The sequence below is a fragment of the Caballeronia zhejiangensis genome, assembly GCF_000698575.1.
GTDB lineage: Bacteria > Pseudomonadota > Gammaproteobacteria > Burkholderiales > Burkholderiaceae > Caballeronia > Caballeronia zhejiangensis.
Window position 1 is genome coordinate 37,020 of record NZ_JFHD01000008.1, and the last position, 17,949, is coordinate 54,968.

18 protein-coding genes are annotated in these 17,949 nt (G+C 64.8%); 9 read left to right on the forward strand and 9 right to left on the reverse strand.

What is annotated here, in order from left to right; all coding sequences use genetic code 11:
* Positions 1 to 227 precede the first annotated feature (227 nt).
* From BG60_RS13280 to BG60_RS13295, 5 genes are all read left to right on the forward strand, one after another.
* Complete coding sequence (locus BG60_RS13280) at positions 228 to 824, forward strand: DUF2760 domain-containing protein (RefSeq protein WP_008353605.1); 597 nt, start codon at positions 228 to 230, stop codon at positions 822 to 824.
* Positions 821 to 2,713: an Hsp70 family protein gene (locus tag BG60_RS13285; protein WP_008353607.1), complete on the forward strand. Its 1,893-nt coding sequence runs from the start codon at positions 821 to 823 to the stop codon at positions 2,711 to 2,713. The genes BG60_RS13280 and BG60_RS13285 overlap by 4 nt, the downstream gene beginning before the upstream one ends.
* Complete coding sequence (locus tag BG60_RS13290; RefSeq protein WP_008353609.1) at positions 2,714 to 5,509, forward strand: Hsp70 family protein; 2,796 nt, start codon at positions 2,714 to 2,716, stop codon at positions 5,507 to 5,509. It begins immediately after the preceding gene.
* A 163-nt stretch (positions 5,510 to 5,672) separates the two neighbouring features.
* Positions 5,673 to 5,831, forward strand: coding sequence for a hypothetical protein (locus tag BG60_RS38720; protein ID WP_160172890.1), 159 nt, complete (start codon positions 5,673 to 5,675; stop codon positions 5,829 to 5,831).
* A 250-nt stretch (positions 5,832 to 6,081) separates the two neighbouring features.
* Entirely contained in the window at positions 6,082 to 8,097 is a 2,016-nt protein-coding gene (locus tag BG60_RS13295; RefSeq protein WP_241484858.1) for an ATP-binding response regulator, read from the forward strand.
* A 654-nt stretch (positions 8,098 to 8,751) separates the two neighbouring features.
* Here the strand turns inward: BG60_RS13295 and BG60_RS13300 are convergent.
* Both BG60_RS13300 and BG60_RS13305 read right to left on the reverse strand, forming a co-directional pair.
* Positions 8,752 to 9,426: an alpha/beta hydrolase gene (locus BG60_RS13300; protein WP_008353612.1), complete on the reverse strand. Its 675-nt coding sequence runs from the start codon at positions 9,424 to 9,426 to the stop codon at positions 8,752 to 8,754.
* Positions 9,427 to 9,442: 16 nt separating this feature from the next.
* Positions 9,443 to 9,832 carry an MAPEG family protein gene (locus tag BG60_RS13305; protein WP_008353613.1) on the reverse strand — a complete coding sequence of 130 codons (390 nt, stop codon included), beginning with the start codon at positions 9,830 to 9,832 and terminating at the stop codon, positions 9,443 to 9,445.
* 104 nt (positions 9,833 to 9,936) lie between these two features.
* On the opposite strand from BG60_RS13305, the gene BG60_RS13310 reads away from it, so the two are divergent.
* Positions 9,937 to 10,332, forward strand: coding sequence for a PPC domain-containing DNA-binding protein (locus BG60_RS13310; protein ID WP_008353614.1), 396 nt, complete (start codon positions 9,937 to 9,939; stop codon positions 10,330 to 10,332).
* Here the strand turns inward: BG60_RS13310 and BG60_RS13315 are convergent.
* From BG60_RS13315 to BG60_RS13325, 3 genes are all read right to left on the reverse strand, one after another.
* A complete protein-coding gene (locus BG60_RS13315; RefSeq protein ID WP_008353615.1) occupies positions 10,316 to 11,167 on the reverse strand; it encodes a metallophosphoesterase family protein in 852 nt (283 codons plus the stop codon). The two genes, BG60_RS13310 and BG60_RS13315, sit on opposite strands and share 17 nt — an antisense overlap.
* Positions 11,164 to 12,162, reverse strand: a complete 999-nt coding sequence (locus tag BG60_RS13320) for a diacylglycerol/lipid kinase family protein (protein WP_033537147.1) — start codon at positions 12,160 to 12,162, stop codon at positions 11,164 to 11,166. The genes BG60_RS13315 and BG60_RS13320 overlap by 4 nt, the downstream gene beginning before the upstream one ends.
* A gap of 116 nt (positions 12,163 to 12,278) precedes the next feature.
* Entirely contained in the window at positions 12,279 to 12,719 is a 441-nt protein-coding gene (locus BG60_RS13325; protein ID WP_008353617.1) for a CBS domain-containing protein, read from the reverse strand.
* Positions 12,720 to 13,005: 286 nt separating this feature from the next.
* On the opposite strand from BG60_RS13325, the gene BG60_RS13330 reads away from it, so the two are divergent.
* Positions 13,006 to 13,959, forward strand: a complete 954-nt coding sequence (locus BG60_RS13330) for a chemotaxis protein (RefSeq protein ID WP_008353618.1) — start codon at positions 13,006 to 13,008, stop codon at positions 13,957 to 13,959.
* Positions 13,960 to 14,065: 106 nt separating this feature from the next.
* On the opposite strand, the gene BG60_RS13335 is transcribed toward BG60_RS13330, so the two are convergent.
* The 3 genes from BG60_RS13335 to BG60_RS13345 form a co-directional block, all read right to left on the reverse strand.
* Positions 14,066 to 14,341, reverse strand: a complete 276-nt coding sequence (locus BG60_RS13335) for a hypothetical protein (protein ID WP_008353619.1) — start codon at positions 14,339 to 14,341, stop codon at positions 14,066 to 14,068.
* A 322-nt stretch (positions 14,342 to 14,663) separates the two neighbouring features.
* Positions 14,664 to 15,095 (reverse strand): response regulator, encoded by a 432-nt coding sequence (locus BG60_RS13340; RefSeq protein WP_008353620.1) that lies wholly within the window; start codon positions 15,093 to 15,095, stop codon positions 14,664 to 14,666.
* A 62-nt stretch (positions 15,096 to 15,157) separates the two neighbouring features.
* Positions 15,158 to 15,502, reverse strand: a complete 345-nt coding sequence (locus BG60_RS13345; protein ID WP_033537148.1) for a hypothetical protein — start codon at positions 15,500 to 15,502, stop codon at positions 15,158 to 15,160.
* A 259-nt stretch (positions 15,503 to 15,761) separates the two neighbouring features.
* On the opposite strand from BG60_RS13345, the gene BG60_RS13350 reads away from it, so the two are divergent.
* The gene (locus tag BG60_RS13350) at positions 15,762 to 16,784 is read left to right on the forward strand and encodes a transporter (protein WP_008353624.1); all 1,023 of its coding nucleotides are present in this window, start codon (positions 15,762 to 15,764) and stop codon (positions 16,782 to 16,784) included.
* A 12-nt stretch (positions 16,785 to 16,796) separates the two neighbouring features.
* Here BG60_RS13350 and BG60_RS13355 read toward each other — a convergent pair whose 3' ends face one another.
* Complete coding sequence (locus BG60_RS13355) at positions 16,797 to 17,264, reverse strand: nuclear transport factor 2 family protein (RefSeq protein WP_008353625.1); 468 nt, start codon at positions 17,262 to 17,264, stop codon at positions 16,797 to 16,799.
* A 98-nt stretch (positions 17,265 to 17,362) separates the two neighbouring features.
* Between BG60_RS13355 and BG60_RS13360 the strand changes: the two genes are divergently transcribed.
* Positions 17,363 to 17,941 carry a TetR/AcrR family transcriptional regulator gene (locus BG60_RS13360; protein ID WP_008353626.1) on the forward strand — a complete coding sequence of 193 codons (579 nt, stop codon included), beginning with the start codon at positions 17,363 to 17,365 and terminating at the stop codon, positions 17,939 to 17,941.
* The last annotated feature ends 8 nt before the right edge of the window (positions 17,942 to 17,949 follow it).

Sequence of the window (17,949 nt, forward strand, 5' to 3'; positions counted from 1 at the left end):
TGAGGCCCGCCGCCGCGCGCCCATCCGGAGCGATTTTCCCGGCCGGGGCGCGACATCATGGAAAATATCGGGATACGGTATAAAGGCCGTTGGCGTTTTTCGTGCCTTTTCTGAAAAGCCGCACGGGCAGACATTCCCGGCATCACCCCGCCGATACGGCACCGAACACCGGCCACCCGCGCCGCCCGAGGATAGGGTCGTCCTCGCGCGGCCTACAGGAGCATCACATGACCGACATGAATCCAGGCTTTTTCGGCAGGATAGGCATTGCCTTCGGCGCCTTCTTCGGCATTCTCGGCAATGCATCGTTCGCGGGCCGCGTGCAGCGCCTGCGCGAAGCGCCCGAAGCGCCTGAAGCCCCCGCAGCCGCGCCCGATTTCAAAGCCGAAGCGCCGAAGCCTGCCGCCGCGCCGGTTCAACCCGCGCCGTCCGCGCTGAAGGAGGCGAGCCCGGTCGCCGCGTTGCAACTGCTCGGCCTTTTGCAGCGCGACGCGCGTTTCATCGATTTCGTGGAAGAAGACATCGTCAATTACAGCGACGCCGATATCGGCGCGGCCGCCCGCCTCGTGCACGACGGCTGCCGTAACGTGCTGCGCGAGCATTTCACGGTCAAGCCCGTGCGCACCGAAGCGGAAGGCACGCGCATCACGCTGCAGGAGGGTTTCGATGCCGCCGCCATCCGGCTGACGGGCAACGTCGTCGGCAAGCCGCCCTTTTCGGGCAGCATCAGCCATCGTGGATGGAAGGTCGAGGAGACGCGCCTGCCGAAGCTCGCGCCGTCCCATGATGCGAGCATCGTCGCGCCCGCGGAGGTGGAACTGTGAGCGACATTCAAGCGAACGATAACCCGGCGCGCTACTCGATCGGCGTCGATCTCGGCACGACGCATTGCGCGCTCTCCTACGTCGACATGGGCGCGAGCGACGGCGAAAAGACCGCGCAAGGCGTGCTGCCCATCTCGCAACTGACCGCGCCCGGCGCCGCCGAAGAACGCGACCTTTTGCCCTCGTTTCTCTATCTGCCGCACGAGAACGAGCTCGCGCCCGGCGATCTCACGCTGCCGTGGACGCAGGAGCGCAGGTTCATCGTCGGCGAACTCGCGCGCAGCCGGGGCGCGGGCACGCCGATCCGCCTCGTTTCCAGCGCGAAAAGCTGGCTGTGCCATCCGGGCGTCGATCGCCGCGCGTCAATCCTGCCGTCCGATGCGCCCGAGGAAGTCGAGCGCGTGTCGCCGCTGGAAAGCTCGGTGCGCTATCTGACGCATTTGCGCGAAGCGTGGAACCACGCGCATCCCGATGCGCCTTTCGATCAGCAGGACGTCACCGTGACGATTCCCGCGTCCTTCGATCCCGCCGCGCGCGAACTCACCGCCGAAGCCGCCGCCGCAGCCGGCTACACGCGCATGACGCTGCTCGAAGAGCCGCAGGCCGCGCTCTATAGCTGGATTCAAAAATCGTCGGGCGGCTGGCGCAAGCAGGTCAAAGTGGGCGATGTGATTCTCGTCGTCGATGTCGGCGGCGGCACGACCGACTTGTCGCTGATCGCGGTCGTCGAGCGCGAAGGCAATCTGGAACTGCATCGCGTGGCCGTTGGCGAGCACATCCTGCTCGGCGGCGACAACATGGACCTCGCGCTCGCGCATACCGTCGCGCGCAAGCTCGCGCAATCGGGCACGCAGCCCGATCCGTGGCAGTTGCGCGCCCTCACCTACGCGTGCCGCTCGGCGAAGGAAACGCTGCTTTCCGATCCGTCCGTCGATGCGGTGCCGCTCGTCGTCCCGAGCCGCGGCTCGAAGCTGATCGGCGGGTCGCTGCGCACCGAACTCACGCGCGCCGAACTCACGCAGATCCTGCTCGAAGGCTTTTTCCCGCAAGTCGATGCCGCGGCTCGCCCCGTTTCGCGCGCGCGCGTCGGTCTCACGCAACTCGGTCTGCCGTACGCGCAGGACGCCGCCGTCACGCGCCATCTCGCCGCGTTCCTCGGCCGTCAGGTCAACGCGCTCGCGGAAGTCGAAGGCTTGCAGCATCAGGCGCCGCAGGGCGCGACGCTGCTGCATCCGACCGTCGTGCTGTTCAACGGCGGCGTGTTCAAGTCGCCGCTGCTCGTCGAGCGCGTGATGACGACGCTGAATTCATGGCTCGCCTCCGAAAACGCGCCCGCCGCGCGTCTGCTCGAAGGCGCGGACCTCGATCTCGCGGTGGCGCGCGGCGCGGCCTATTACGGCTATGTGCGGCGCGGCAAGGGCGTGCGCATCCGTGGCGGCACGGCGCGCGCGTACTACGTCGCGGTCGAATCGGCGATGCCGGCCGTTCCCGGACTGGAGCCGCCCGTGCAGGCGCTGTGCGTCGCGCCGTTCGGCATGGAGGAAGGCACGGACGCCGAATTGCCCGCGCAGGAATTCGGGCTCGTCGTCGGCGAGCCGGTGCATTTCCGCTTCTTCGGCTCCTCGGTGCGTCGTCAGGATCAGGTCGGCACGCTGCTCGATTACTGGCAACCGGACGAATTGCAGGAACTCGAAGAGATCGAAGCGTCGCTGCCGCCCGAAGGCCGCACGCCGGGCGAGGTCGTGCCCGTCAAGCTGCACGCACGCGTGACCGAAGCGGGCACGCTCGAACTCGAAGCGATTCCGCGCGGCTCGTCCGAGCGCTGGAAGGTCGAGTTCGACGTGCGCGGCGGCGCGAACGCGGGCGCGGATCAGGGCATGGGCCTGTAAGTGTCCGGGCGCAAGAAAAAGGTGTCCGGCGCGCGGTACAGCGTCGGCATCGATCTCGGGACGAGCAATACGGTCGTCGCGTACGCGGAAATCGGCTCGAACGATATCCGCGTGTTCGACATCGACCAGCTCGTCGGCGCGGGCGAAGTCGCGGCGCTGCCGCTTCTGCCGTCGCTGCGCTATCACTTCGCGTCAGGCGAACTCAAGTCCGAGGATCTGCAATTGCCGTGGGGCGAGATGGAAGCGCCCGCCGTCATCGGCAGATTCGCCCGGATGCTCGGCGCGCAGGTGCCGGGACGGCTCGTGTCGAGCGCGAAAAGCTGGCTGTCGCACGCGGCGGTCGATCGCCTCGCGGCCATCTTGCCGTGGGGCGCGGGCGACGACGTCGAAAAAATCTCGCCGGTCATGGCGAGCGCGAGCTATCTCGCGCACGTCCACGCGGCGTGGAACGAGCGCTTTCCGGATGCACCGCTCGACACGCAGGACGTCGTGCTGACCGTGCCCGCCTCGTTCGATGAAGGCGCCCGCGCGCTGACGCTCGAAGCCGCGCGCATGGCGGGACTCGAAAAGCTGCGGCTGCTGGAAGAGCCGCAGGCCGCGTTTTACGACTGGCTGTTTCATCATCGCGCGACGCTCGCGGATGATTTGAAGGCGACGCGGCTCGTGATGATCGTCGACGTCGGCGGCGGCACGACCGACCTCACGCTCATCCAGGTCGCGATGGAGAACGGCGAGCCGGTGTTGACGCGCATCGGCGTGGGCAACCATCTGATGCTCGGCGGCGACAACATGGATCTCGCGCTCGCGCATCTCGTCGAGAAGCGTCTCGCGGGCAGCGATGCGCGTCTTTCCGCCGGACGCCTGTCGCAACTCGTCGAGCGCTGCCGCGCGGCGAAAGAGCAATTGCTAGGCGACAACGCGCCCGCATCCACGTCGATCACGCTGCTCGGCGCGGGCTCGAAGCTGATCGGCGGCGCGCGTTCGGCCGATGTCACGCGCGACGAGATCGAGCGGATCATCGTCGAAGGATTCTTTCCGATGGTCGCGCCGAGCGATCGCCCCGGCCGTTCGCGCGGCGGCATCGTCGAATTCGGGCTGCCGTATGCGAGCGACGCGGCCATCACGCGGCATATCGCGGCGTTTCTCGGCCAGCATGCCGGCGAGGCGAAGAAGGCGCTCGGCCTCGTCGATGCGCCCGCCGAAACGCTCGCCATTCCGGACACCTTGCTGTTGAACGGCGGCGTGTTTCGCGCCGCTCCGCTCGCGCGCCGCATCGCCGATACGCTTTCCGGCTGGCGCGGCGAAGCCGTCAACGTGCTCGCGAACGGCAATCCCGATGTCGCGGTCGCGCGCGGCGCGGTCGCCTACGCGCTCGCGCGCGCGGGCAATGCGCCCAAGATCGGCGGTGGCTCGGCGCGCAGCTTCTTTCTGCTGCTCGAAGACGATGCCAACGCGATGCGTGGCGTCTGCGTCCTGCCGCGCGGCACCGAAGAAGGCCAGGCGATCCATCTCGCCGATCGCACCTTCGCGCTCACGCTCGGCGCGCCGGTGCGCTTTCACCTGGCGTCGTCGGTGTCGGAGACGGCTTACGAAGCGGGCGCGCTCGCAGACCTCGCGGCCGCATCGGGCGATTTCATCCGTCTGCCGCCGATCGCGACCGTCGTCGATCCGCATGCCGCCGGCAAGGGCCGAGCGCGCGAAACGGCGGTTCAGCTGACGACCTCGCTTACCGAAGTCGGCACGCTGGAGATGCACTGCATCGCCGTCGACGATCCCGCGCAACGCTGGCTGCTCGAATTCCAGTTGCGCCGCGAGGCGCCGCAGACCGACGAGACCGTGAGCGAATCGCATCCGGCGCTGCCGAAAGCCATCGAACTGATAGACCGCACGTTCGGCGCGAAGTCGCACGATGTCGGGCCGAAGGAAGTCAAACGCCTGCGCGCGCAGCTCGAACAGACGCTCGGCCCGCGCGACACCTGGGACATCGCACTCTTGCGCGAGGTCTTCGGCGCGCTGTTCGAGCGCGCGAAAAAGCGCCGCCGCACCGCCGATCACGAGCGTCTGTGGCTCAATCTCGCGGGCTACTGCATGCGTCCGGGCTTCGGGCATCCGCTCGACGAATGGCGTGTCGAGCAACTCTGGACGCTTTTCGATCAGGGCATTCAGTACAGCAACGAAAGCCAGATCTGGTCCGAATGGTGGACGCTCTGGCGCCGCGCGGCCGGTGGCCTGCCCGAAGCGGCGCAACTCAAGCTGCTCGACGACATGGCCTTCGTGCTGCAACCGCCAGGCACGAGCCGCTATCGCAAGGCGGCGGGCGCTGCGCGCGCGGGCTACGAGGACATGGTGCGGCTCGCGGCGTCGCTGGAACGCGTGCCGGTCGAGCGCAAGATCGAGGTCGGCGAATGGCTGCTCACGCGCCTGAAAAAGCCTTCGGAGAGCGTGCAAAGCTGGTGGGCGCTGGGCCGCATCGGCGCCCGCGCGCCCTTTTACGGCAGCGCGCACGGTGTCGTGCCGCCCGAGGTCGCCGTCGTCTGGCTCGATGCGATCCTCGCGCTCGACTGGAAGAAGGTCGATCCTGCCGCGTTCGCCGCCGTGCAGATCGCGCGCATGACCGGCGACCGCTCGCGCGATCTGCCCGACGATGCGCGCGCGGCTGTCGTGCAGCGTCTCGAAACGATGGGCGCGGCGCAGGCGTGGATCGCGATGGTCCGCGAGACCGTCGAGCTCGATCGCGCCGACGTCGGACGCGTGTTCGGCGAAACGCTGCCGGCGGGGCTGAAGCTCATCCACTGATCGCGCTCGTCGCGCTCGTTGCGGGCATCGGGCGAAATGCTTCGCTCTCAGAAGTTTTTTGGCCGATGCGCCGCGCGAGAAGCCCGCCGAGTCTTGAATACCGGCTGACCGCATCCTATGGTTATCAATGTGTCGATATGGACACATACTGAAGGAGGTCAACATGCCATCCCCACGCAAGGCTCAAGCGAGCCAACCCGCAGAAACGGAAATGTCGAGCCGCAAGAAAACGGCCGGCAGCAAGGCATCGCCCGCGAAGGCCGCAGGCGCGAAGGAAACGCAGGTCACGAAGCGCACCACCAAGGCCAAACCGAAAAGCTGAACGGTTCTCCTCGAGACCGCCCTCGTCATCGTGCGGGGGGCATTCGTTGTGGCTGTCCTTCGAATCGGCGGGCAAACGATCAAACGCCCGCCGATCGGCTCCCTTCCTCCTTCCTTCCGTCTCGCCGCGTGCCCTCGCAACTCGCCAAAAAAGCGCAATAATTGCCGGAGATAATGGCCGATTGCTAAAAAAAGGCGTATTTGTCTGACCGCGTTGGCCTAAAGTAGATATCCCGATTCCCTGAGCGAGCATGAAGATGGCCGTACCGCAACGCGCCGCCGGCGTGCGCAATCCAGGCATTCTTCTCTCGGCGGCCCGCGAGGCCGGCGCGAGCCTGGTGCGCAATCTCTCGATTCCGGCGCCGTTTTCCGATCCCGTCCTCGAAGCGCAGTTTCTCGAAGACCACAGCCAGCGCTTCTGCGCATTCCGGCGCGCGTCGACGCTGCTCGCGCTTGCCATCTGGACGTGCTTCCTCTGGTGGGACTTCAGCTTCGCGCGGGGCAACCGCGCGCTCGATTCGCGCCTGCCCGACATCCTCGCGCTGCGCTTCGCGGGCATCGCGCTGCTGTTTTTTGTCGGCGTGCTGGTGCTGCGGCCGTCGTTCCGCTCGCACGCCACCGCGCAACGCATCATTCTGACGGGCATTTACGGGCTCTTGTGCCTGATCCTCGCAATGGTCGCGATCACGCCCGCGCCCTATAACTACACGCAGCATTTCATCGGGCTGTGCCTTGCGCTGTTCTTCCAGTTCAGTTTCTTTTATCTGCGCTCTCGCGTCGCGCTGACAGCGGGCATCATCACGCTGGCGTCGATCGTGGTGTTGCAGGTGACGATTCATCTGCTCAACCCCGAGGATTTCTTCGCGGGGCTCTTCTATATGTTCAACGTCGTGGTCGTGGGGCACGGCGTCTGCACGCACGCCGAGCGCGTCTCGCGCGAGCGCTATAGTTCGGAGCGCGCGCTGGCTTCCCTCAACGACGAATTGCGCACCGCGAATGTTTCGCTCGGCCGCAAGAATCGCGAGCTCGAAGTCTCCAAGAAGGATCAGGAGAACAAGACCAACGCGCTGCTCGCGCTGCGCGAACAGCAGATGATCGCCGCGCAGACCGCGAGCCGCGAGAAATCCAACTTTCTCGCCGCGGCGACGCACGATCTGCGTCAGCCGATGCACGCGCTCAATCTGTTCCTGCAGGCGGCGGCCGAGGCCATCCGCAACGGCGAATTCGATCAGGCCGAACGGCTCATCAACGAGTGCGGGCGTTCGTCCGTGATCCTCGCGCGGCTGCTGAACGCGGTGCTCGATCTCTCGCGGCTGGAATCGGGGCGCGTCGTGCCGCGCTATCACGTATTCGACGTGCGACAGATCGTCGAGGAAGCCGCCGAGCAGTTGCGTCCGTTCGCGATGAGCCGCGGCGTCGAATTGCGCCTGCGGCTCCCGAAGGACGATGTCGTCTGCGTGCGCAGCGACGCGCACTGGCTCGGGCGCGCCGTGGCCAATCTGGTGTCCAACGGGATCAAGTATGCAGATCAGAGCAAGACTTCGAAGCCGACCGTGATCGTCGGCGTGGTGCGTTCGCCGACGCGCGCGCGTATCGACGTGCTGGATAACGGCATCGGCATTCCGGCCGATTATTTCGATGCGATTTTTCAGCCGTTCTTTCAGGTCGACAATCCCGAGCAGGATCGCGACAAGGGGCTGGGGCTCGGGCTGTCGATCGTCAATGCGGTGATGTCGATGCTCGATCAGCATCGCATCGAACTGAAGTCCACCGAAGGGCGCGGCTCGCGCTTTTCGCTCGAAATGCCGCTGTGCGGACCGTCGCCCGACACGCCGTCGGCGCGTGCGCCGGCGCGTTCCGAGGCGGCGGAAATGGCGCAGCTCAAGGGGCGTTATGTGTTGCTCGTCGAGGACGATGGGCTCGTGCGGGCGTCGACCGAAGCGCTGCTGTCGCAATGGGGCGTGCTTTATGACTCGGCGGCGAGCTTCGAGGAGTTCGAGACGATTCTCGGCGATATCGAGCGGTTTCCGGATCTCATCATTACCGACTTTCGACTGCGTGATGCCAAGACCGCGCGGGAAGTGGCGATGCTCGGTGCGACGCGGCTTGGGCGGCCTTGTCCTTGTCTCGTCGTTACCGGTGAACCGGCCGCGTGTATCGTGCCGCTCGCGTGTGAGCAGGACGTGCTTTCCAAGCCCGTTAGTCCTGGGGAATTGCGGCGTGGGATGCTTGCCTTGATTGCTGGTTTTTGTGACTCGGGTGCGTGAGTCTTTTTTTCGCCGGATCCCGGTTTCGCGTCGTTCTATTAGCACTGCCCCTGTGCGGGGCGGCACTCACTTTCTTTGCTGCTGCAAAGAAAGTAAGCAAAGAAAGCAGCTACTGATACGCCCGCGGTCACACGCAATTTGGGTAGTCCTCTCGTCCATCGTGGGCTGCCTAAAGAGTGCCCCCAAACACCCCATCGGGCTTGGTTCGCGCACGGTCTGTCACATCGCACCACACAACAAACTGGTTCAGCACCAAATAGCTCCGGCCCGCTTCGCGGCCGACCGGTCAAGCGGGTCCGCGCGTGCTTCTCTACTAACGTCTCCATCTCACTGCAATCGCCGCCCTTTGGTTTCCCTTGCATACCCGGCGGCAGCGCGTAGCGCTGTGCCGAAGCTCTTTCGTGCTGAACCAGCGCGCTCAACGTATTCGGGCGGCGGACCGTGCGCGATCCAAGTCCCGTTATTGTGATGAGGGCACTCTTTAGGCGAGTGCCATCGAGGACGAGAGGACTACCCAAATTGCGTGTGACCGCGGGCCTGAAAAGCTGCTTTCTTTGCTTACTTTCTTTGCAGCAGCAAAGAAAGTGAGTGCCGCCCCGCACAGGGGCAACGCTAATAGACCGACACGAAAACGGGATCCGGCGAAAAAAAACCTCACCCTCGCAACCGCCCCCCCAACCAAGCCCGCAACGCCTCAACCTCCTCCATACAAACCGAATGCGCCATAGGATAGGCATGCCATTCGACCTCACACCCTTGCCCGCGAGCGAATTCGCACGCCTGCTCACCGAGAGCCACATTGAGCACATCATCGAAGCTCCCATGCGCGGCAAAGATGGGAACCGATCGGTTCGCTTCGGAAAGCGATTCATCGATCAGCCCTTCGGAAGGAATGTAGCCCGACAGCACGATCAACCCAGCGAGCTTCTCGGGATGAGTGAGCCCCGCCTGATAGGTCATCGCACCGCCCTGCGAAAATCCCGCGATAAAAATGCGCTCACTGGGAATTCCCCGCGCGTTCTGCGCCTCGATAAGCGCCCGCACGCGCCCGACCGAAGCGACGATGCCCGCCTCGTCCACGCGCCGGTTGATGCCCTCGAACGACAGAATGTCGTACCACGCGCGCATCACATAGCCGTTATTCGCCGTCACGGCGATCTCCGGCGCGTTCGGAAACACGAAGCGGATCGCGGGCGCATCGGCGAGACGCAATTCGGGCACGAGCGGCACGAAGTCGTTGGCATCGGCGCCGAGGCCGTGCATCAGGATCACGGCGAATTCGGGATTCGGCGCGGTTTCGATCTCGATGGTCGAAGCTTGATCGGTCATTGCCCTTCACTCCTCGTCAGATGATGGGAACGAGAATCTGCACGATGCCCACGACCGACACCAGCCACACCAGCGAGCGCACGAACGGCACGCCGGCAGCGTAGAGCGGCACGTAGACCAGACGCGCGACGAAATACGCGAGCGCGCCATAGTGCGTGAGCGTGTTCTCGCGCCCCGTGACGTGCACGATCAGCACCGCAATGGCGAAAATCGGCAGCGTCTCGAACAGATTCGACTGCGCCCGCATCAGCCGTCCGGAAAGCTTGCTGGGCGGCGGCGTGGCGGCATCGCGCGGGCCGGCCTGGTATCTGATGCCGACTTCGCGGTTGCGCACGACCGCAGGGAGCAACACTTGCACCAGCGCGAGCACGAGCGTCCAGGCAAGCATCGTCAGTTCGAAACTCATGGCGTCTCCACAGTAAGAAATAGCCACGGCGGACCGCGCCCATGATGCCACCGCGATCCGCCAGCGTGTAGTCTTGAACGTGATCCCCTACGAGTCCTTCATCCATGCATGCGATGACCCTTCGTCTGTCGCCCGGCGACGATCTGCGCGCCGCGCTCGATCATGCCTTCCGCGCGCACGCGCTCTCCGCCGCGTTCGTCCTTCAGGGCATCGGCAGCCTGAACGTCGCGCGTCTGCGCTACGCGGGCCGCGACGAAGCCGTTGAATTGCGCGGCGATCTCGAAATCGTCACGCTCGCCGGCACGCTGTCAGCGCAAGGCCCGCACCTGCACATGAGCATCGCCGATGCCGATGGCCGCGTCTCCGGCGGCCACGTCACGCCGGGCTGCATCGTGCGGACGACGGCGGAGATCATCGTCGCGCATCTGCCCGGCGAACGTTACACGCGTGAGCACGATGCCGCGACGGGCTTCGCCGAACTCGTCATCCGGGCGACGTGACAGCATCCGTCGGTTGCGCGACGCCGAGCGCGAGATCGTGGCGCGCGATCATCTCGAATGCTTCGGTCGTCTCCGAATAGTCCCAGCGTTCGACCGTCGCGCGACGCCCGTCGCCATTGCCAACGCTTGCGTCGTGGCGGATCACGTTCACCGAATTGTCGATCGTGCCGCGCGTGCGCGACGACAGCGCCGTGCCCGCCTGCACCGCCCACATGCGGCGCGTGAGTCCCGCGAAGGTATCGTGCAGCGGCAACACGTAGGGCAGATGAATATGCCCGCCGAGAATCAGGTCCGCGCCCGCACGCGCCCAGCGCGGCACCGCGCGCTCGCGTCCGTGCAGCAGATTCTTTTCGTCCTGAGTGCGCGTGACGGCCACCGGCTGATGCGTGACCACGACGCGCAACTGCGCCGCGCTCGCCGCCTCCAGCCGCGCGGCGACGCGCCTCACCTGCTGCATCGACACTTCGCCGTCCTTGTGACGATACGCCCGCGTCGTGTTCACGCCGAGCACGAGCAACCCCGCCGAATCGAACGCCGGTTCGAGATCGGCGCCGAACGCGCGCTGATGATTCGCGTACGGATAACACAGCCGCGCGAGCGGATCGAAAAGCGGAATGTCGTGATTGCCGGGGATGACGAGCGTCGGCGTCGCGCCGAGCGCATCGACGAACGCGCGCGCCGACGCGAACTGCCGCTTGCGCGCGCGCTGGGTGATATCGCCGGACAGCACGACGAGATCGGGAGCGAGCGCATCGGCGAGCCGCAGGAGCGCTGCGACCACCGGCGGCCGCTCGGTGCCGAAATGCGTATCGGAAATCTGCAACAGCAAGGTCATGAGCGATTGGCTTCGGCCACTGTCGGCTCAGGCTTGAGCAGGAAAAGCGGTTTGTCGGACACGCGAAATTCCAGCGGCATCTGCAGTTTCGCGACCTCGCCATCCGTCGCGATCTTGACGAGTCTGCGCTTCTTCGACGGATGCGTCACCGTGATGCGCTCGAACGTGAAGCTCACGACGTGATCGGAATCCGACAGACGCCCCGCCGCGCCGTGCAGCGACAGCCACAGATGCATGAGCCGTCCGACCGGCCGCGGCGCAATCGCGACGAGCAAGCCCTGTTCCAGCGCGCGCGCTTCGTCCGGCATGCCGATCTGCTCCATCTGCAGGCGGTTGTTGCCGACGAAGAGCGTCGACGAGCGAATTTCGGTCGTGCTGCCATCGTGATCGATATGCAAACGCAAATGGCGATGCGGCTTGAGCATCGTGGAAAGCGCCGACCAGAGCGCGACGAGCCGGCTGCGCCCGAATTGCCGCTTGTAGATTTCGCGATCTTCGAGCAAGCGCGGATAAAGCCCGAGGCTCGCGTTGACGAGAAACATGCGCGCGTTCACGAAGCCGACCTGCACCGGATAGGCGCGCGCGTCGAGCAGAAGTTTCGTCGATTGCTCGAGATCGGCGGGAATGCCGTGGTCGCGGCTGAAGTAGTTGAACGTGCCGCGCGGCAGCACGGCGAACGGGCAGCCGGCGTCGTGCGCCGCGTGCGCGACCGTGCAAAGCGTGCCGTCGCCGCCCGCGCCGACGAGCACGCCGCCCGCTTGGCACGCCGCCGCCGCGGTTTCGCGCGCGACGTCCGCGAGACCGCGCGGATCGTCGACGACGCGCAATTCGAAACGTCGCCCGGCCGCGCCGAGTTCGCTTTCGAGCAGGCTGCGGGTCGCGTCGGACTGACGGCGTCCCGAGCCCGCGTTCATCACGATGAAGAACGGCGCGTCGGCGGCGAGCGTTTTTGCGGTGTCGGCGGATGGAGATGCGGATGCGGCAGTCGGTGTCATCGGCGGCGCTCCCTCGATGCTCCGCGCGCGCGGATCGCGCACGACGAGCGTGGCTCCGCGCTCATAGGCGAAGCCTGCCGATTATAACGAAATGCTTACAGCCGGATCGCCGGCAATCAAGTGTGCTCGCCGCGAATGTAGTACTCGAGCTGCTGGATGGTGTACTGCTGCTCGGCCATGATGTTCTTCACCAGATCGCCGATGGAGATCATGCCGATGAGCCTGCCGTTGTCGATCACCGGCAAGTGACGCATGCGCTTGTCGGTCATGAGCGCCATGCAGTCGTCGGTGGTCTGGTCGGGGCGCACGTAGCGCACGTGCGACGTCATGATGTCGCGCACCGGCGTGTGCTTCGAGACGCGGTCCATCAGGACGACTTTGCGCGCATAGTCGCGCTCGGTCATGATGCCCACGATCTCGTCGCCTTCGGTGACGATCACCGCACCGATGTGCTTGTCGGCCATCAGCTTGATTGCATCGAAGACCGACGCCGTGGCTGGAACGGTAAAGACCGTCTGGTCGGGTTTCGAATTCAGAACCTGTGCGACTGTTGCCATCGAGCGCCTCCGTTATGAGCGGGGAACGTTGTTGCGCCTGGGCGACGGGTTATCTTGCGCCTGTATGCAGCGTAAAGCCTCGCGCGCGATGCCTTCATCGGCATTAACCCGACCATTCGAAAAAAGTATAGATCACCGGCGCCGCGCGAGACGTGCGCCGCGCGTTTCATCTCGCGCGTCGTCACGCATGCCTTCAGTTTCGCCGATTAATGCCGCTAATCAGGCATCTGGTGGAAAGTGAAGCCACCGGCAAACACACGAAGGCATCGCTTAGAGGGAGAACGAGGTGAGCAGTTCACAACAGGATATCGAGCAGCGCGTGCGGCTCGCGGGCAGCAACATGTTCGAATTGCTTCTGTTCAGGCTCGGCGAGTCGCCGGGCTCGGAGCAACGGGAGCTGTACGGCATCAACGTGTTCAAGGTGCGCGAGATTCTCGCGATGCCGACGATCACCGCCGTCGCCGGTTCGAGCGAGGAGATTCTCGGCGTCGCGGATATCCGCGGCCAGATCATTCCCGTGATCGATCTCGCGCGCATCACCGGCTGCCGGCCGAAAAACGGTCCGAAAATTCTGCTCGTCACCGAATTCGCGCGCACGACGCAAGGCTTCGCGGTCGAGGAAGTCGACGATATCGTGCGGCTCGAGTGGAATCAGGTGCTGTCGGCGGAATCGCACTCGGGCGGCAAGACCGTGACGAGTTTCGCGCGGCTCGATGGCAACGTCGACGGCTCGCGGCTCGCGCAGGTGCTCGACGTCGAGCGCATCGTGCGTGATGTGCTGCCGTCGCAGGAAACGGATATCACCGAGGCCAACACCGGTCGGCTGCAGCTCAAGCCGGGCGCGCGCGTGCTTGCGGCAGACGATTCGGGCGTCGCGCGGGCGCTCATCGAGCAAAGTCTCACGGCGATGGGCGTGCCCTTCGTGATGACCAAAACCGGCCAGGAAGCGTGGGACGTACTGGAAGCGGCGCTCAGAAAGGCGGAGAAGGACGGCACCGAGGTCGCGGATCACATCGCGCTCGTGCTCACCGATCTGGAAATGCCCGAAATGGACGGTTTCACCCTCACGCGCCGCATCAAGGCGGAGACGGGGCTGATGCACATTCCGGTGGTGATTCACTCGTCGCTGTCGGGATCGGCGAACGAGCAGCACGTGCGCAAGGTCGGTGCGAACGCGTATGTGTCGAAGTTCGAGGCGTCGGAGCTCGCGAACGTGATGCGCGGCGCGCTCGCGGCCTGAAACGCGTTCGGCGCGCGCAACGCAGACCTTTTGAGCCTGCGCGGCGCGCGCCGAATCAGTCTTTCAGCCTGTCGGCCCGGCGGATGAGCCGGGCTGGCCGAACCGGTTATTGACCGAAGAAGACGGACTGAGCCTTGTTGGCCGATTGCGTGCGGGTGCCCGACTGAGCCAGCGCGTCGCGCGAGCCGCCGAAAGCGGTCGTGCTCGTGCCGTTCGCGTTTTCTTCGGCGGCGATCGCTTGTGCGCTCGGACCTTGTTGCGACGTCGGCGCGCCGACAGCCGGACGGTAGAACGGAGCCGGACCGTAGCCGCTTGCAAAAGCGGGAGCGGCGAGCGTGGCGGTAGCGGCGATCAGAAGGGTAGCGAGAAGATTGCGTTTCATGGTGTGAGCTCCAAAGACGGTTGACGTTCAATCAGAAAGCGCCGCAGCGGTCTTGCGAGAAACTGTCTGCTACGTCGATGGAATGCAGTGTATACCCCTACTATCGCTTTTTTATCTCCATAAATTTCAATTCAGTTTTCGGTATGGACCAACAATAGTTGGCCGCACGATCGTTCAAAATCGTCCTAAACGTCCGCCTGGCGGGCGATTGCGCGTGTTGACAAGCGGCGCGCTCGGCTGCTTCGTTTAGCGGGGAACGAACAATTATCTAGCGCACGGGCGTGCGAATTTGCCGCTAGCGCGAACGACATCCCGCGTTATCTCAGTGAACGAGCCGTCCGATCAGGCGGAGCAGTTCCGTGGGCGGGTTGCCCTTCTGGCAATAACCGTCGAATCCGGAATGCATGCCCTCCGCCCGCACGATGTCCTCACCGAGCGCCGTGAACGCGATGATCACCGCGTCGCGCGTGCGGGCGATACGGCGAAGCACGCGCGCGGTTGCGAAACCGTCGTGTTCCGGCATCGTGATATCGAGAATGACGATGTGCGGCACCCAGTTGTCGATCGTATGGAGTGCATCGACGCCGGACAACGCAAAACGCGTGTCGAAGCCCTCCGCTTCGAGCGCGGCGCAAAGCGCTTCGGCGCTATGGGCGTTGTCGTCGACGATGAGGATGCGCCACGAATCGCGGTCGACATCGACGCTGCGATTCGTCCAAAGCGCGCAATGAGGAGAATGCAAGTACAGGGGCATGGGCGTTCGACGGAAACATACGACTGCCCAACAGCATGTTTCGCGCCCGCCCGCCGCCAAGCTCAGGCGTCGCCGCTCTTCCGGCTTTTGCGACGCTTTCCCGACGCGCTTTCGCTCTCGCGCAGCCGCGCATTCGCCTCGACGAGCGATGCCGCGTCGCGCTGGCGCAACGCGACATCCAGTTCTCCGAGCGCCCCGAACAGCGCGGACTGCTCCGTCTCGTCGAGCGGCGCGCCGCCGGGTTCGGATACGCGCCGCGCTTCCTTGTCGAGCCGCTTGAGGAGCTTCGCGCCGAAGCGCGTATCGATCGCGCCTTCGCGCGCCAGTCCCGCAATCACCGACGCCAGGCGAACCAGCCCGTTCGCGGTGGTTTGCGTCGCCCCGTCCATGTCGTCATGGTCTTCCACTGCCTTCTCCCCAGTTTCGCGCGCGGCGCCTCGCGTGCGCCCGTCTTGCGTGGCGCGATGATACGCCGACAAAATGACAGTCATATTTGCACGGCGCACCGCGTTCGTGGCCATCGTTTCGCTCGCTTTCACGCGATACGATCGCGATCCGGGGCGCGACCGATGGCACACTAGCGCGTGGCGACGCGCATGCCAGAAGCGTCGGGGCCGCGTCATCCGCCGACACGCCGACATACTCAGAATGTAACCGAACGCCCGCATGAATCCCGCTACCCTGCAAAGACCGCCTTACGGCTCCGACTTTTCCGGCCTCGTCTGCGGTTTCCGATTTCATGCCGATCTGCCCGGCGTGCCGATCGATGCCGAAGCCGCAAGCGAATGGCTCGCCCGCGACGACACGCCCAAGGAATTCGTCTGGCTGCACTTCGATCTCGCGAACAGTTCGTGCGAACGGTGGATGCGCGGCCGCCTCGGCCTGCCCGACGCGTTCTTCGACACGCTCAACGAAGGCTCGCATTCGACGCGCATCGAGCATCAGGAAGGCGCGCTCCTCGCCGTCATCAACGATGTGATGTTCAACTTCGAGCTGACGCCCTCGGAGATCGCGACGCTGTGGGTCTACACGCATCAGAAGCTGATCGTGACGGCGCGGCTCAAGCCCTTGCGATCGGTCGATTCGCTGCGCGAGTCGGTTAGACGCGGCGAAATCTTCCGTTCGCCCGCCGAGTTGCTCGCGCATCTGTTGCGCGATCAGGCGGATCTGCTCGTGCATATCGTGCGGCGCACGAGCGTCGAGGTCGACGGCATCGAAGACCGTTTCCTGTCGATGCGCGGCGCCGCGACCCGCACCGATCTCGGCGGACTGCGGCGCGTGCTCGTCCGGCTGCAGCGCCTGCTCGCGCCCGAACCCGGCTCCGTGTTCCGGCTGCTCGCGCGGCCGCCGCGCTGGCTGCATTCGCAGGACATTCAGGACCTTCGCGACGCGACCGAAGAGTTCTCGCTCGTGCTCAACGATCTCGCCGGGCTCGTCGAGCGCATCAAGCTCCTGCAGGAAGAAGTCGCGACGCGCATGGACGAACAAAGCAACCGCACGCTCTTCACGCTGACGCTCGTGACCGTGCTCGCGCTGCCGATCAATATCGTCGCGGGTTTCTTCGGCATGAACGTCGGCGGCATTCCGCTCGCGGAAAATCACCACGGCTTCTGGCTGCTCGTGGCGATCGTCGCGACCTTCACCGCGCTCGCCGGATGGTGGGCGTTCCGGCGACGACGCGATATGTAGCCGGCCCCGAAGTCAGAAGCCCAGGTCGCTCAGGCCCGGATGATCGTCGGGCCGGCGACCGAGCGGCCAATGATATTTGCGGTCCGCTTCCTTGATCGGCAGATCGTTGATCGAGGCGTGACGGTGCGTCATCAATCCCGCTTCGTTGAATTCCCAGTTTTCATTGCCGTAGCTGCGATACCAGTTGTTCGCGTCGTCGTGCCATTCGTACGCGAAACGCACCGCGATGCGATTGCCCGTGTACGCCCACAATTCCTTGATAAGCCGATAGTCGAGTTCGCGCGCCCATTTGCGACGCAGAAACGCGACGACTTCCTCACGCCCGTTCGCGAATTCGGCGCGATTGCGCCAGCGCGTGTCCACGCTATACGCGAGCGATACGCGCTCCGGATCGCGCGTGTTCCAGCCGTCTTCGGCGAGACGGACTTTCAGCTTGGCGGATGCTTCATCGAACGGCGGAAACGGCGGCTTGGATTCCATGGCGAGTCCTCTTTGCTCTAAGCGATGAGATGAGTAGACAGGTCTGTCTACCCGACGCACTCTAGCGCAGGTAGACGAACCTGTCTACAATCGATTGCATGAATACTTCCGCAATCTCCAGCGATTTCTCCGAGCTCGCGCCGGACGCGCGCATCCTGTACACCGCGCACGATCTCTTCTATCGCGATGGCATTCGCGCAACGGGCATCGATCGCGTGATCGCCGAATCGGGCGTCGCGAAAAAGACGTTCTATCGCTATTTCCCGAGCAAGGACGATCTGATCGTCGCGTTCCTCACGTTTCGTCACGATAACTGGATGGCATGGTTCCGCGACGCGCTCGCGCGCCACGGCGGAACGCTCAACGCGCTCGTGCCCGCGCTCGCCGAATGGTTCGGCAGCGAGAATTATCGTGGCTGCGCGTTCATCAATTCGGTCGTCGAAGTCGGCGCGACGCTGCCGCAGGCCATCGATATTTCACGTCGCCACAAGCGTGACATGACCGCGGCGATCCGCGCGCTGATGCCGGCTTCGCGCACCGCCAAAGCCGATGCACAAGCGCTCGCGCTCGCCGTGGATGGCGCGATCGTCGCCGCGCAATTCGCCGATTCGCCCGCCGATGCATTGAAGGCGCTCGCACGCGTCGTCCGCGCGGTCCGGCGCGGCGCAGCCGAGTAGCGCGATGA

Bases quoted from the DNA above. Each gene is read 5' to 3' on its own strand.
- BG60_RS13280 (WP_008353605.1), top strand. From the start codon at position 228: ATGACCGACATGAATCCAGGCTTTTTCGGCAGGATAGGCATTGCCTTC.
- BG60_RS38720 (WP_160172890.1), top strand. From the start codon at position 5,673: ATGCCATCCCCACGCAAGGCTCAAGCGAGCCAACCCGCAGAAACGGAA.
- BG60_RS13295 (WP_241484858.1), top strand. From the start codon at position 6,082: ATGAAGATGGCCGTACCGCAACGCGCCGCCGGCGTGCGCAATCCAGGC.
- BG60_RS13300 (WP_008353612.1), bottom strand. From the start codon at position 9,426: ATGACCGATCAAGCTTCGACCATCGAGATCGAAACCGCGCCGAATCCC.
- BG60_RS13305 (WP_008353613.1), bottom strand. From the start codon at position 9,832: ATGAGTTTCGAACTGACGATGCTTGCCTGGACGCTCGTGCTCGCGCTG.
- BG60_RS13310 (WP_008353614.1), top strand. From the start codon at position 9,937: ATGCATGCGATGACCCTTCGTCTGTCGCCCGGCGACGATCTGCGCGCC.
- BG60_RS13315 (WP_008353615.1), bottom strand. From the start codon at position 11,167: ATGACCTTGCTGTTGCAGATTTCCGATACGCATTTCGGCACCGAGCGG.
- BG60_RS13320 (WP_033537147.1), bottom strand. From the start codon at position 12,162: ATGACACCGACTGCCGCATCCGCATCTCCATCCGCCGACACCGCAAAA.
- BG60_RS13325 (WP_008353617.1), bottom strand. From the start codon at position 12,719: ATGGCAACAGTCGCACAGGTTCTGAATTCGAAACCCGACCAGACGGTC.
- BG60_RS13335 (WP_008353619.1), bottom strand. From the start codon at position 14,341: ATGAAACGCAATCTTCTCGCTACCCTTCTGATCGCCGCTACCGCCACG.
- BG60_RS13340 (WP_008353620.1), bottom strand. From the start codon at position 15,095: ATGCCCCTGTACTTGCATTCTCCTCATTGCGCGCTTTGGACGAATCGC.
- BG60_RS13350 (WP_008353624.1), top strand. From the start codon at position 15,762: ATGAATCCCGCTACCCTGCAAAGACCGCCTTACGGCTCCGACTTTTCC.
- BG60_RS13355 (WP_008353625.1), bottom strand. From the start codon at position 17,264: ATGGAATCCAAGCCGCCGTTTCCGCCGTTCGATGAAGCATCCGCCAAG.
- BG60_RS13360 (WP_008353626.1), top strand. From the start codon at position 17,363: ATGAATACTTCCGCAATCTCCAGCGATTTCTCCGAGCTCGCGCCGGAC.